Below are 12,748 nucleotides of genomic sequence, written 5' to 3' on the forward strand. Positions count from 1 at the left end.
TTCTTAAGCCGAGGGTCACCTAGCCAACTGACGTTGTTAGTGAACCTTTATTGTTCACACAAAATATATAGCCAATCACCTTTATTGTGGTTGGTTTTTTTTTGCCTAACGTTTCTGCATAACCACTTTGCAGTCGCGTTATCAGTTCGCCACACCTGTCATCAGTTCTCCCCACATTTTGAGTAGCAACTTGGTTGTCGTGGACACTCACCCCCACGGGAGCAAATAAGCCTAGCCTCTGTTTCGATCCCACGTTCAATCCAGTTAATGTTGAGTATCTTAGCTATGGTAGTAAGATCTTTTTTGATGTTATGTGGAATGGCTACTGAGCCGCCGTTGTTAACGCATGAGGTTTTGAGCTGTTCTGCTATTTCTCTTGAATCACCACCCTGAGCATCAATCGCAGGGTTGAGATCGATACCTGCACACAATACGCGATTGTTACCCGCTGGATCCGTCATATTGATCGATTCACAGCAGTAGATTCTCGGTTCATCACCAACATTCAGAATCGAAATCTGAGCTGAGCTGCCGTCTCTAGGCTCCGATAATCGACGAAATACCGCCCAATGCTGACAAGGGTCTGCTACGGTTCGCATGTTGCCCCATGGAAGCGGGATCCCGTTGCCTCGATAAACCGCTTTGAGTTTGCCCGGACCGTAAGCATCAAAGTAGTGCCAGTGAGGGTAGGGCGATACTACCGTCATTCTTCGCATCGCAACAGAGGGGGAAACCCCCGCTCTTTGGTGAACGTCGATTTCGTAACCGGTTCTATCAAGTAGCTGTCTAAAGGGGACTTTAGGGCAGAGTAGAGCTCCGGCGAAGAAACTCGATTCAAAATCTCGCCATGCTTGCAGAATATCTTGAGAGTTGAGCTGGGAAGACGTCTTGGATTGAGCATCATCCCAAGTGTTGTTGTTACCGACCGACAACACGCTTTTCAGCCCCTCTTTGCTGTGTAATACACAGTGACCGATATAGACCGACAGATCATATTTGAGGCGCGTTGGGTACTCTTTGAGGATCTCGTTGAGATAAATCGTCCCCGGCGGCTCAAAGAATGACGTCACCAACTGTTTGGCGTTGATGCCAAGTTCATCGACCACGTCTTGTGGCGTACGAGTCACCCAACGAATCTGTATGCCCAAGCTACGTGCAATGTCGATTAGGTCTTCAACGCTTAAATTGAGGCGTTTGAGACCGACCTCTTCCGCTGCTCGCTCTAAGTCTGGGAAGTGGTTTTGGTTACTTTCTTGGTGTGCTCGAATCAGCAGGTGAGCAAATTGCCGTCCAGAAATGCCCGTTTGGGAGAGCATTTCTGGAATGGCAATCTGAAGGATGTCGTTTGAGAACAAGAAACTCGGCTCCAGTGCCATGCCACTGATGCCACCACGGTTCCCTTTATCCGGAGTGATCGCTTGCTGTTCTGGCTCATCATCCAAAAACCATGTGGGATTTTTCTGGAAAACTTGTGCAATCACTTCAAGCATATCGATGCTAGGGACGCGTTTTCCTCGCTCAATCATGGAAAGGTAAGAAACAGAAGGGGCGTACTCTGGATTGACACGAATACAACGCGCAGAGAGATCTTCCATCGTTAAATGGTTACGTTTCCGTAGGTTACGTATTTTTGTACCTAGGAAATGTGACTGACGAACTAAACTTTTTGACAAGGCCATATTTGTAAAATTCACATTGTAAAATTTTTGTTGTGAAATTGTAGGTAAAAAAGCGCTAGTCTACAAACTAAGCAATTCACAAAATGACAAAGAAATTAAACGTTAGTTTGGAATAATTGCTCTAGGACACAATTTTGCTATGAAAACCGATGACTTTTCATCGTACTGGTCAAAGAGGGAAAGACTATGAATATGCTGACATTCGATAAAACAGAAATCCAAAAACAATCTAAGCCATTTATCGCTGAAGCTGTCTTTGCCGTGGAGACAATTAGCGCGAACCAGCAGACGGAAAAGCAGATTAAAGCGAAGCAGTTACTTGATCGCTTGTTCCCGCTAGAGAATGGTTCACACCAAGACGTAACCAGTTACGTGATTGATTACCGACATATATTGGCATACTTCAAGGACGGTCAACACAGTGGATTGAAGCACCCAAAGCAGTTCGTGGCGTTTATGGGTGAGAAATGCGACCCAGATTCAATCTTGTTCCGTGACGGCAGTGGCAGTCACTTAGAGGTGATGTTTGGTTGTCATAAGGGAACGGGACGCGTTGAACTGGTAGAGATCGACGATATTCAGCTAGAAACTTGTACCACCTTTGGTCAGTCACCAATGGAAGCGACGCAAACTGAGCAACATGAGACCGCAGCAATGCGTCATTGGATCAGCTTGGTACAAGGCGATGAGAAGGGTAAGCCTAAGGCGTGCAGCGAAGACAAAGAGTTTCGTGCGAAAAGTGGTGAAGACTACTGCCTAAATTACTGTTATCACATTTAAGGCGAGTACACCTTAACTACAAGGCTGTGATCACTAATAACAACGTTGGACGGTATATAAACCAAAGCCCCACCTTCTTGGTGGGGCTTTGTGATTTATAGTGCTTTGATGCCTTAATGCCCTAATGTTTTTATTTCTTGGGCTTAATCAATCATAACTAACGGTGACTAAAGCGGCATAACTCGGTTTCTGCCAAGCGCTTTGGCTTCGTAAAGCAGTTTGTCGGCACGTTCGATAATTGACTCAGCACTTTCCCCTTCTTGCAGTTCTGCAACGCCAAAAGAGGCTGTAATATTGCCAACCTGTTTGCCACTGCGACGATCTTTAATTGACAGTTTTTCCAGTGAGCGTCGGTTGGTATCTGCAATCTGACGAGCAATGCGCAGTGATTTGTTTGGAATGATCAGTGCGAACTCTTCACCACCAAATCGGTAGGCTGAAATGCCATCACGGCAAGTCATCTTGAGCTTACGTGCAATGCCTTTTAAGACCGTATCACCAAACAGGTGACCATAGGTGTCGTTAAAGGTTTTGAAGTGGTCGATATCCAGTAACACTAAACACAGTGCTTGATTCGACTCGCACAGCATTGTGAGGTCTTTATTGAAAGAGCGGCGATTGTAAAGTGAGGTGAGGCTGTCGAAGAGCGCGTCTTTTTGCACTTCAACCAGCTGACTTTTCAGCTTGCTGATCTCAGAGGTTGCTGCATTCAGTTGAGAGTTCAGAAACTGAGTAGAGTGGCGGATGTTTTTTGATTCAGAAACGAGCTGACGCACAAGCGACATCACATCATCAATCGACATGCTGTTGTTGTCGACTTGAGATAAGTCTTCGAAGCTCTTGTCGATCATCTCAGAGAAAGCGGATGTGTCGGTTAGGGTGTCGGTCATCGAGCTTGAGACTTCAGAAACCAACAACTCTAGGTTTGCGCGTAAATCGTTAATGGTGGTTTCGGACTTACTTGCCACGTAGTCGTTGTATAACTGCTCACCAACCGCTGGTGGACAGATACCATAATGTTCTAGCACGCCATCCATGTCTTTATTCAATTGAGGTATGGCGTTGTCTACATAGGTGTACCACAAGGCGTAGTTCGCGGGAGTTGTGGACACTCTATTCTTCATCATAAGTGGCACCGCTTTCTTCAAATTGGCGGTGGATTTCTGAAATTCGTCTTTCTTCATTATTTTACTTGTAGATATATAAACCAGCTAAATCTAACGTGAACTCAAGACTAGCGGATTTTCGCTCTATTTGCTTTAAAAATTATACGATTAATGGATGAGGGCTATATAAATTACCTCATTTTCTTAGGGTTTTTGTGTTACTAAGTGTTTATTGGGCAACATATCACCAAACTGAGTGTCTGGAAGTATCACTGAAGTGAATGATAGGGGAGAGGGCGATGGATGGTTGTTTGAGGAGCAGAAACAAAAAAGCGCCGGTAAAAACCAGCGCTTTAAAATCTTTTTAGCTAAAAGCTATTATTGAGCAACAACGTTAGCTGCTTGTAGGCCTTTTTGACCGTTTTCAACTTCGAAAGAAACCTTTTGGCCTTCTTTCAGAGTTTTGAAGCCTTCAGAAACGATAGCACGGAAGTGAACGAATACGTCAGCACCGCCGTTATCTTGAGAAATGAAGCCGAAGCCTTTCTCTTCGTTAAACCATTTTACAGTACCAGTATTTGTGTTAGACATAATTTGTCCCTTATTCAAAAAATTACTAAATTGTTGATTGCATTAATGCAATGCGCTGATAATTGAATTATTTAATATTGCTAAGAAATAAGGAAAAACTACTTACAAAAACGGGTAACGATTTTACTTGTCAATTTTACTTTGGTTCTAACTTAAATAACTCCGGCTAACAGAGCGAGAGCATGTTAACACAGTCTGTATCTTTGTACACACATTCATTACGAATTTGGCGACTTTTTTGTGGCTTAGGGTAGAAAAAATAAGGGCTTGCTAATTTTTGACCCGTTAAGTTTTCACTCTAATCAACAAACAAAAGGAAGCAAATTGCTTCCTTTCATAATAGTGTAGTCGATACTAACGCTTAAAGTTAATTGCTTCTGATTTATCAAGATTAATCTTGGTCTGCGCAAGCTGCGTCTCAGCGATCACTTTACCGTGACGTACAGAGTACTGAACCGGTACTTGGCGACGCACCGCATCAAAGCCGTTTTCCGCAGGAAGAATCAATAAGCTGCCTGGCTTGCCCACTTCAATTCCAAAGTTGTCTTGGATGTTCAGCGTGCGCGCTGAGTTCTTGCTGATAAGGTCAAGCGATTGGTTAATTTGGTCATAACCCATCACCTGCGTTACATGCAGGCCCATGTGAAGCACTTGCAGCATGTTTGCTGTACCCAGTGGGTACCAAGGGTCAAAAACGTCATCATGACCGAAACAAACATTGATGTTTGACGCCAGCATCTCTTTCACTCGCGTTACGCCACGGCGTTTCGGGTAGTCGTCGAATCGGCCTTGTAGGTGAATATTCACTAGTGGGTTGGCAACGAAGTTGATGCCTGACATGCGCAGCAAACGGAACAGGCGTGATGCGTAAGCGCCATTGTAAGAGCCCATTGCCGTTGTGTGGCTTGCCGTTACCTTTTCGCCCATTTCAAATTTATGAGCAAGGGCGGCAAGTGTTTCAACAAAGCGAGACTGTTCATCATCAATCTCATCACAGTGAACATCGATCAGGCGGTCGTACTTGCGTGCAAGCTCAAACACATAGTGAAGAGACTCAACGCCGTATTCACGAGTGAATTCGAAGTGAGGGATAGCACCAATGACGTCTGCACCCAGTTTAACGGCTTCTTCAAGCAACTCTTTCCCGTTCGGGTAAGACAGAATGCCTTCTTGAGGGAATGCAACGATCTGGATATCGACCCACTCTTTCATCTCTTCACGAACCTCAACCATCGCTTTCAGTGCGATAAGTGTTGGGTCTGACACGTCAACGTGTGTACGAACGTGTTGTACACCGTTGGCGATTTGCCATTTTAGTGTCTGTTTTGCTCGTGATTTTACGTCTTCAATTGACAGTAACTCTTTGCGCTCGGCCCAGCGTTCGATACCCTCAAATAGCGTACCTGAGATGTTCCAATTCGGTTCACCGGCAGTCTGGGTTGTGTCTAGGTGGATGTGCGGTTCACAGAAAGGAGTAACCGCGATGCCGCCTTGCGCATCAAGAGTGTCACCTTGATGATCGAGCTGATCATCATTGTCTAGAATGCGACTGAATTGACCATTTTCAATCAGGATTTGCTTTAGACCATCTTGGTCTTGAAGCTTCGCGTTCTTGATCAATAAGGTTGTCATAGTGTTTCCTTAAGCCGTCTGAGATTTCAGAGCGTTTTTATTCAAAAGAGGGTTTAGCACTAGGTAGCTGATAGCACCGCCTAACACAGCGTTGATAGGGACAACACCTGGTAGGAAGTGGCCTGCAGCAACACCGATAGCAACCGCGATAATGCCAGCCCAGTTCACGGTTTGGAACTCTGCTTTTGCAAAATCTTTGTAGCGTTTACGGTTAGCGAAGAAATCGGCGATGATTACGCCACCAATTGGTGGAATAGCCAGCGATAGGAAAGTCAACCAACCGACAAAGTTGTTGTATAGCCACAGCGCGAAAATCGTACCAACGATACCGTTAATAATAGACATCATCGTGCTTGAGCGACCAGTGATGTTCGACAGACCAAGACCTGATGCGTACAGCGCGTTTTCATTGGTCGTCCAAATGTTCAGACCTAACACGATAATAGCAGGGAGTAGTAGACCTTGAGCGATCATCACATCCGAGATATCTGATTGACCAGTCGCCGCTGCGCCAGCTGCGCCGAAGATGAACATGAGAGAGTTACCGATGAAGAAAGCCACCATGGTAACCAGTACCGCACTTGCAGGCTTTTTACCAAAACGGACGAAGTCAGCGGTCAGCGTACCTGCACTCACGAAAGAGCCGACAACCATTGCTAACGCCATAGAGAAGTCCATTGGTGTTTCTGGTTGAATAAGTTGAAGCTGTTCAAGGCCACCAACGCTGTCTACTGCTGTTAGTACAGAGTAACCACCCAGTACGGCAATCGCAGGAACCGCAATGGCAGACAGTACCATCAGCGCTTTGATACCGAAGTAAACCGTTGCTGTCATCAGTAAGCCAGAAACTATAATTAGGGTATTTGTATCAATACCAGTCGCTTTCTGTACTGGAATCGCGAACATCGCAACGCCAACACCGAACCAACCTACTTGAGTACCGCCAAGAAGAGCAGAAGGAAGCCAAGAGCCTTTCGTACCAAAAGAGAATCGAGCGAGAAGGTGAGTAGAGAGGCCAGTAGATGAGCCGATGTAGCCAAGAAAAGAAGTGTAAATACCAAGAATTAGGTTACCGATGAGAACGGCGAGGAAGAAATCATTGAAGGAGAGACCAGTACCGAGTGAACCGCCTGTCCACATACTTGCAGAGAAGAAAGTCAAACCTAACATTACCATTGTTAATGAAGCGACTCCTTTCCTAGCCGATGTTGGAACCGGCCCTAGACTGTAGTTGTTATCCGCAGCCATTTTATACCTCCGCAATTGATGAATTAATGTAATTACGTTCACCATATTTCAGGTAAACGTGCGCATTATGGTGATATAAATCACATAGTCAATGTTATTTTTGTCATTAACTTGTCTAAAAGATGAGATAACTTTCTTATTTTTATATCAATCAATAAGTTACTTATATTCGTTTTTTTAATTTTTTAGATAGAAAACGTTTACTAAACGGGGTTGTTACTTAGATAGGAAGGGTTTGGTTATGAAAGATGGTTATTATGTTGATGAATAGCTGTCTGTAAATGGTTGCAGAACGATAGGTAAAAAAATAGCCAACCGCAAAGAGGCAGTTGGCTTATATATAGTGTGAACAATGAAGGTTCACTAACAACGTCAGTTGGCTAGGTGACCCTCGGCTTAAGAAGGGTCAATATTAGTATTGCAGGTAGCGTGCCAACTTTTATTGACCAAAATACGCCTGTTTTATATCAATTTGATGCGTATTTGACCGTTGTATTCGCATTTTGCAATTTCGATTTGCAAATGGGGTCGTTAATGCAATAGGTTGAGTAATTAGGAGGTGCGATGAATATGCGGAATATATAGATGCACCCAATATGTCTACCTCTAGGCAGGTTAGAAAGCTTTTTGGGAATGGGGTTTAGTGGGTGTCTCGTCCTAAAACAGATCTAAAAAGGCCAGCGTAATGCTGGCCTAGTTGGTTTGCTGTTATGTCTTGTACTTCATTTATATCGAGTAGAAGAAGTAGAGCTGCGCCTTCATTCGAATAATGATGCCACGAATCACATCTAGGAATGCCATAAAGCTTATTGGTTTTTCGCCACTGACCCATGCTAGGCCAACAGAACCAACTGGAATGTCATAGCCTTCTGTCTCTTCTATCTTGAGACGAACGAAGTGGTGTTTGTTCTGAATATTTTTGCCTGTCGTAGCACGAACCGATTCATCGATACCGAGCAGGGTCGCTTGTGCTTCACCCGTTGCTTCAACAATACCTTCAACACTGGCCGAGAAAATCTTGCCCGGGTACACCGCAGTCGCAAACTCAGCAGGTTGACCTACCTTGATGTTGCGAATTGCTTGGTGGTTGACTCGCATCAACACGTACTTCTCTTCGGTGTACATCTGGATACGTGGCATCATTGAAACACGTTGGCCTTCACGAAGAATAAAGTTAGTTACAAAACCATCTGTCGGTGCGGTCACTTTGGTGCTCTTAAGATCCCATTCAGCTTGTGCCAAAGTTGAGTTCGCTGTGTCGACTTCAGTCTGTTTTTTGGTGACATTAGTTTCAGCTTTTTGAATGTTTAACTTGGCATTCTCAGAATCCACTTTTTTCTTACTAAGTTCAGACTTCAATGTGGTCAGGCTGTGCTTTGCCAAATCAACAGTCGCCGTTTGCTGATCAATATCTGATTCGGTGATTGTGTGCTCTACGACACTGTTTTGGCGCAGATAGCGTTTCAGTGTTTTTTGTTGGAGCACAAGGTCCGTTTTCGCAGACTCGATTTTCGCTTCTGTTGAGTGGATATCTTCTAAAGACGACTGATATGAGATCTTCGCGATACCTACTTCTTGACGCGCGGTCTCTAATGCGACTTCCGCGGACTCAAGCTGAATCTTGGCCTTGTCGCGAGCAATGACATATTTGGTGTCGTCAATCTCATAAATAAGCTGGCCTTCTTCGATGGCTTGGTTAGGAGTAATGTGAACCTTGGTCGTTTTACCGCTTACCGATGTCGAATCTGGACGTAGCTGAATATGGGGTGATTGCACTACTGAGCCGCCAGACAGATCCATTGGCGTAAAGTTAATTAAGCCCACCCAAACGAACATTAACCATGAGGTACCACCAAGGTAAGCGAACGCTTTGGTTCCCTTGTTCCACGGCATTCCCACCAATCTAAGTAGATAGATGAAGAGTGCCCAAATTGCTAAACCTTCTAACATGCTGGCTTCTCCTCAGTGCTATTGCTATCGCTTTCTTGGGTGGTACTTTTCTCTTTTGAAGGTGCATGCCAAGTATCCCTAAGATTAATGATTGCCTTTTCCATATCGACAAACGCAACAATTACGGCGAGAACCCAAACCCAGTGCCAGATAAACCCTATCCAGGTGAGTGCGGTGATCAGCCCTAATTGATGGTGCTCTTTGCTGTGTGCTTTATTGATTGGCAATTCATGCACTCGCCAGAAACCATAACCTGCGGCAGCGATAGTCGCGACAAGCACAATACCAGCCACAACGTGAAGTGCTGTATCCGCACCGGTTCCAACAAACGGGACACTAAGAAGACTCATTGACAAACCCTACATTAAATACGAGACGCAATTGTGAGGTCTGTCTTTATTTGTGCATGATAAAAGACAGATTATTTCGAAATGAATGTGCTTTTGATGTAATTTGTCATTTGATATCTGAAAACAGTTTCGTTTCAATGATGAAATAGGTGGCTTTGTGCACAATGCTAATTTTCTACGCGCTCTTGGGATTTGGAGCTTGTACCAACAAGTATCAATTAAAAAGCTGGCGAGCGCTGAACAGTTGGGTATTCCACACTCGGTTTTCGAGAACCCAATGAACCTGATCCCGGTTCGAGAAGTGGACGAGTGGTATCACAACCTAGAGCAAGCAACGCAAAACCAAGACATCATTTTGCATTTGGCCGATAAGGTGAACATCGAACGATTTGGCCCGTTATCGAATTGGTTCTTTTCGGGGCATGACTTGGCTTCGACGATTCGACGTGTCAATTTAAGCCTACATTGCCTTCAATCTGGTGCGCACTTGTATGGCGCTGAGGTGGGGTCTCTCATCAAATGGTGTTATGAGAACCCTGCTTATACAAACAAAGGGAAAGTCCATGATTCGATTCGTGTTGCGATTTTCATGATGAAGATTTTGCGCATGTATCTGGGTGAGGACTTTAAACCCGCATCGGTCTCCATTGCCGGTCAGCGCAAGAATGCCGCGCTCTATCAAGACTACTTTGGTTGCCCAATTCAGTGGGGGCAGTCTCGAACGGAAGTATGGTTGCCAAGTAACTTGCGGCTCTCCGTTAACCAAGTCCCTTCAGCTGGTCGAGCTAATTTGGCGATGAACTATCACGACTTAGACCATTATCTCAACATGCCAGATGCCGCAGATGAGCATAAGGTGATCTATGAGATGATCAACTACAGTCGACACTTTGGTCTGCCAAGTTTGGCTAAGGTTTCCTCACTGTTAGGGCTGTCAGAGCAACAGTTTCAGAGGCGTTTGCACAAATTGGGTGTGACTTTCTCGACCGTTACGGGTTATGCACTGAGTAATGTTGCTGTGGAGCTACTGCGTTATTCCATGCCAATTGATGAGATCGCGACACGCCTTGGCTATAGCAATGTCACCAGCTTCAACCGTATGTTCAAAAAACATAGGGGTTTGACGCCAAAGCAGTATCGCGACCGATTTCAGGCTCACTTTTAAACCAAGGCTTTCTTTGTTGCTTTAGGTTACGCGCTTGTATTGTGCCATCGTGTTCCGTAAGCAGAAGAGTAGTCTGGTACTTCTATCTTTCCTTCGAGCTCTGGTACGGTTTGCATTGGACCTACCACGGTGCGATACGGCAATACCCCTGCCCATACCGGGATCTCTAGGTCAGCTTTATCGTCATTGACACCATGCTTGCCAATCTTCACCGAGGCTTCAGTGAGTGGAATAGCGAGTAGCTCAGTCGCAGCGAGCTCTTTGGGGCTGCTTAAACGAACGTCTTCGGTTCGACCTGGGGCGATCTGCTCAATAAAGTGGTTGAGCAGTCGATCTTTCTCTTCGGCATCATCGATAATCTCAAATGATCCTAAAACCACTGCAGAGCGGTAGTGAGCACTGTGGTGAAAAGCCGATCTTGCCAACACCCATCCATCGAAAAGGGTGAAAGTAAGGCAAGTTTGAACACCTTTCTTCAATCCTTTAAGCAGTCGGCTGTTCTTTGCGCCGTGAATGTAGACATGGTTATCGACCCGCCATGCCAACATAGGAATAACGATAGGTCCTTGCTCGCCTTCTAGGGCTATGTGAGCGATAAGGCTTTCATCAATGATGTCATAGAGCTTTTGCTGATCAAACTCGGCTTTGTGTGCGCCTTTCTTAATAGTGGTTCTGTTGGTTCTCGATAACATAATGACATCTCCATGATTGCTTTTTATTCAATCTAGCGGTTAACTGGTTATATAAATAGACCCAGTTTTGAAGAGTGTTTAGATCCAGTTATGCAGCCAATTGATATCGGTGACCTGTCACTAGACCTGAGTAAAGCGACTCGGCAGAACGCTCTGTTCCATGCGATCCGTGAAAAAATCGTTCGAGGTTTTTGGAGCAAAGGGAACAAGCTTCCATCCACTCGTAAGCTCGCACTAGAGCTTCAGGTGAGTCGCAATACGGTGATTTTTGCCTATGAGCAGTTGATGAGTGAAGGGTACATTGAGAGTCGAAAAGGGGCGGGTTACTTTGTCTCTATAGAGCAACCTGAATACTTTTTGAGGACAGAGCAAACTCAGCCAGACGCCAAAGTATCTGCGGCGTCTCCATCAAGTACCTCTAACGGCAAGGCTGGTTTTGATGTTAACCAGAGCTTTGCTCCCGGCGTGCCGGATATTCGGGCTTTTCCATTTGCTAAGTGGCAGCGATTACTGCAGCGACATGTGACTCGATTGAATCTCGCGGGTAACCAAGAAGTGCAGGGTTCGCAGGCGCTGCGAGAGGCTTTGAGTCACTATTTGGCGAGCAGTCGCTCAGTGCATTGTGACCCTAGTCGAATCATCATTACTGCTGGCGCGCAGCAGGCGATCTCGATCGCTCTTATGGCGACATTAAAACGTGGGGATGAAGTATTGATGGAGGAGCCAGGGTATCGTCAAGTTCACAAGATCATCGATCTGCTTAAGCTTCAGATGCAGCCCATTCCAGTGCATGAGAAACAAGGTTTGTGTCTCGACCAAGTATTAGTAAGCCACGCTAAGGCGCTGTACGTCACACCGAGCAATCAATACCCGATGGGCACCACACTAACCACGGAGCAAAGGCTAAAAATCATTGATTGGGCCAAGCAGAACCAAGCTTGGATTATTGAAGACGATTACGACAGTGAGTTTCAGTTTGCGCACCGTCCGTACACTAGTATGCAAGGGTTGGCAGGCAAATTGGAGCAGGATGAACGGGTGATTTACGTCGGTTCGCTGAGTAAAGTGATGTTCAATGGCTTGAGGATTGGTTACATGGTAGTGCCACAACAACTGGTATCGCGCTGTTTAGAGATCAAAGATGCGATTACTGGCGACTCACCAACCCATACACAAGAAGCCTTAGCCGACTTTATTAACGAAGGGGACTTGCTTAGACACATCCGGAAAATGCGTCGTTTATACAAGCAAAAACATGAAGCCATGCTCTCTGCTTTGGAAAGAGAGTTTGGACAAGATATTGAAGTGATCAGTCAAGCGGCAGGGTTACATGTCACGGTCAAATGGTATGACGGACTTTCAGAGCAAGACTGGAGTGAAAGGGCAAAACAAGAAAACATAGTGGTACGCCCTTTTAGTTTTTACGAATACGCACCGAATGCAAGTCGTGATTGGCGTGCAGTGGTGCTAGGGTTCGGCAACATTTCACTCTCTGAAATACCTGACAAGATGCGCGCCATCGCAAGGTTGTTTTACCGCTGACCAGTAAAGTGGC

Annotated in this window: 11 protein-coding genes; 3 read left to right on the forward strand and 8 right to left on the reverse strand. The window is 45.3% G+C overall.

What is annotated here, in order from left to right; genetic code table 11:
- Nucleotides 1-161: 161 nt before the first annotated feature.
- A complete protein-coding gene (locus tag KI655_RS08040) occupies nucleotides 162-1,694 on the reverse strand; it encodes a DUF3612 domain-containing protein (RefSeq protein WP_285403522.1) in 1,533 nt (510 codons plus the stop codon).
- A gap of 171 nt (nucleotides 1,695-1,865) precedes the next feature.
- Here KI655_RS08040 and KI655_RS08045 point away from each other — a divergent pair, with 171 nt between their 5' ends.
- The gene (locus tag KI655_RS08045) at nucleotides 1,866-2,459 is read left to right on the forward strand and encodes a hypothetical protein (protein WP_285403523.1); all 594 of its coding nucleotides are present in this window, start codon (nucleotides 1,866-1,868) and stop codon (nucleotides 2,457-2,459) included.
- 167 nt (nucleotides 2,460-2,626) lie between these two features.
- Here the strand turns inward: KI655_RS08045 and KI655_RS08050 are convergent, their stop codons facing one another.
- From KI655_RS08050 to KI655_RS08075, 6 genes are all read right to left on the reverse strand, one after another.
- On the reverse strand, nucleotides 2,627-3,643 hold the full coding sequence (locus tag KI655_RS08050) for a GGDEF domain-containing protein (RefSeq protein WP_285403524.1): 1,017 nt from the start codon (nucleotides 3,641-3,643) through the stop codon (nucleotides 2,627-2,629).
- A gap of 300 nt (nucleotides 3,644-3,943) precedes the next feature.
- Nucleotides 3,944-4,156 (reverse strand): cold-shock protein, encoded by a 213-nt coding sequence (locus KI655_RS08055; RefSeq protein WP_004740083.1) that lies wholly within the window; start codon nucleotides 4,154-4,156, stop codon nucleotides 3,944-3,946.
- A 354-nt stretch (nucleotides 4,157-4,510) separates the two neighbouring features.
- A complete protein-coding gene (locus KI655_RS08060; RefSeq protein ID WP_285403563.1) occupies nucleotides 4,511-5,788 on the reverse strand; it encodes a cytosine deaminase in 1,278 nt (425 codons plus the stop codon).
- A gap of 9 nt (nucleotides 5,789-5,797) precedes the next feature.
- Nucleotides 5,798-7,036, reverse strand: coding sequence for a cytosine permease (gene codB, locus KI655_RS08065; RefSeq protein ID WP_285403565.1), 1,239 nt, complete (start codon nucleotides 7,034-7,036; stop codon nucleotides 5,798-5,800).
- A gap of 726 nt (nucleotides 7,037-7,762) precedes the next feature.
- On the reverse strand, nucleotides 7,763-8,986 hold the full coding sequence (locus tag KI655_RS08070) for an HlyD family secretion protein (protein ID WP_285403567.1): 1,224 nt from the start codon (nucleotides 8,984-8,986) through the stop codon (nucleotides 7,763-7,765).
- Nucleotides 8,980-9,336, reverse strand: a complete 357-nt coding sequence (locus KI655_RS08075; protein ID WP_285403569.1) for an MFS transporter — start codon at nucleotides 9,334-9,336, stop codon at nucleotides 8,980-8,982. Before KI655_RS08075 ends, KI655_RS08070 begins: the two co-directional genes overlap by 7 nt.
- A gap of 157 nt (nucleotides 9,337-9,493) precedes the next feature.
- On the opposite strand from KI655_RS08075, the gene KI655_RS08080 reads away from it, so the two are divergent.
- Nucleotides 9,494-10,501 (forward strand): AraC family transcriptional regulator, encoded by a 1,008-nt coding sequence (locus KI655_RS08080; RefSeq protein WP_285403570.1) that lies wholly within the window; start codon nucleotides 9,494-9,496, stop codon nucleotides 10,499-10,501.
- A 26-nt stretch (nucleotides 10,502-10,527) separates the two neighbouring features.
- Here the strand turns inward: KI655_RS08080 and KI655_RS08085 are convergent, their stop codons facing one another.
- Nucleotides 10,528-11,193 (reverse strand): pyridoxamine 5'-phosphate oxidase family protein, encoded by a 666-nt coding sequence (locus tag KI655_RS08085; RefSeq protein WP_285403572.1) that lies wholly within the window; start codon nucleotides 11,191-11,193, stop codon nucleotides 10,528-10,530.
- Between the two features lie 90 nt (nucleotides 11,194-11,283).
- Between KI655_RS08085 and KI655_RS08090 the strand changes: the two genes are divergently transcribed.
- A complete protein-coding gene (locus KI655_RS08090) occupies nucleotides 11,284-12,735 on the forward strand; it encodes a PLP-dependent aminotransferase family protein (RefSeq protein WP_285403573.1) in 1,452 nt (483 codons plus the stop codon).
- Nucleotides 12,736-12,748: the final 13 nt, after the last annotated feature.

The sequence above is a fragment of the Vibrio sp. D404a genome (assembly GCF_030248535.1).
GTDB lineage: Bacteria > Pseudomonadota > Gammaproteobacteria > Enterobacterales > Vibrionaceae > Vibrio.

Bases quoted from the DNA above. Each gene is read 5' to 3' on its own strand.
- codB (WP_285403565.1), bottom strand. From the start codon at position 7,036: ATGGCTGCGGATAACAACTACAGTCTAGGGCCGGTTCCAACATCGGCT.
- KI655_RS08085 (WP_285403572.1), bottom strand. From the start codon at position 11,193: ATGTTATCGAGAACCAACAGAACCACTATTAAGAAAGGCGCACACAAA.
- KI655_RS08075 (WP_285403569.1), bottom strand. From the start codon at position 9,336: ATGAGTCTTCTTAGTGTCCCGTTTGTTGGAACCGGTGCGGATACAGCA.
- KI655_RS08050 (WP_285403524.1), bottom strand. From the start codon at position 3,643: ATGAAGAAAGACGAATTTCAGAAATCCACCGCCAATTTGAAGAAAGCG.
- KI655_RS08055 (WP_004740083.1), bottom strand. From the start codon at position 4,156: ATGTCTAACACAAATACTGGTACTGTAAAATGGTTTAACGAAGAGAAA.
- KI655_RS08070 (WP_285403567.1), bottom strand. From the start codon at position 8,986: ATGTTAGAAGGTTTAGCAATTTGGGCACTCTTCATCTATCTACTTAGA.
- KI655_RS08060 (WP_285403563.1), bottom strand. From the start codon at position 5,788: ATGACAACCTTATTGATCAAGAACGCGAAGCTTCAAGACCAAGATGGT.
- KI655_RS08045 (WP_285403523.1), top strand. From the start codon at position 1,866: ATGAATATGCTGACATTCGATAAAACAGAAATCCAAAAACAATCTAAG.
- KI655_RS08090 (WP_285403573.1), top strand. From the start codon at position 11,284: ATGCAGCCAATTGATATCGGTGACCTGTCACTAGACCTGAGTAAAGCG.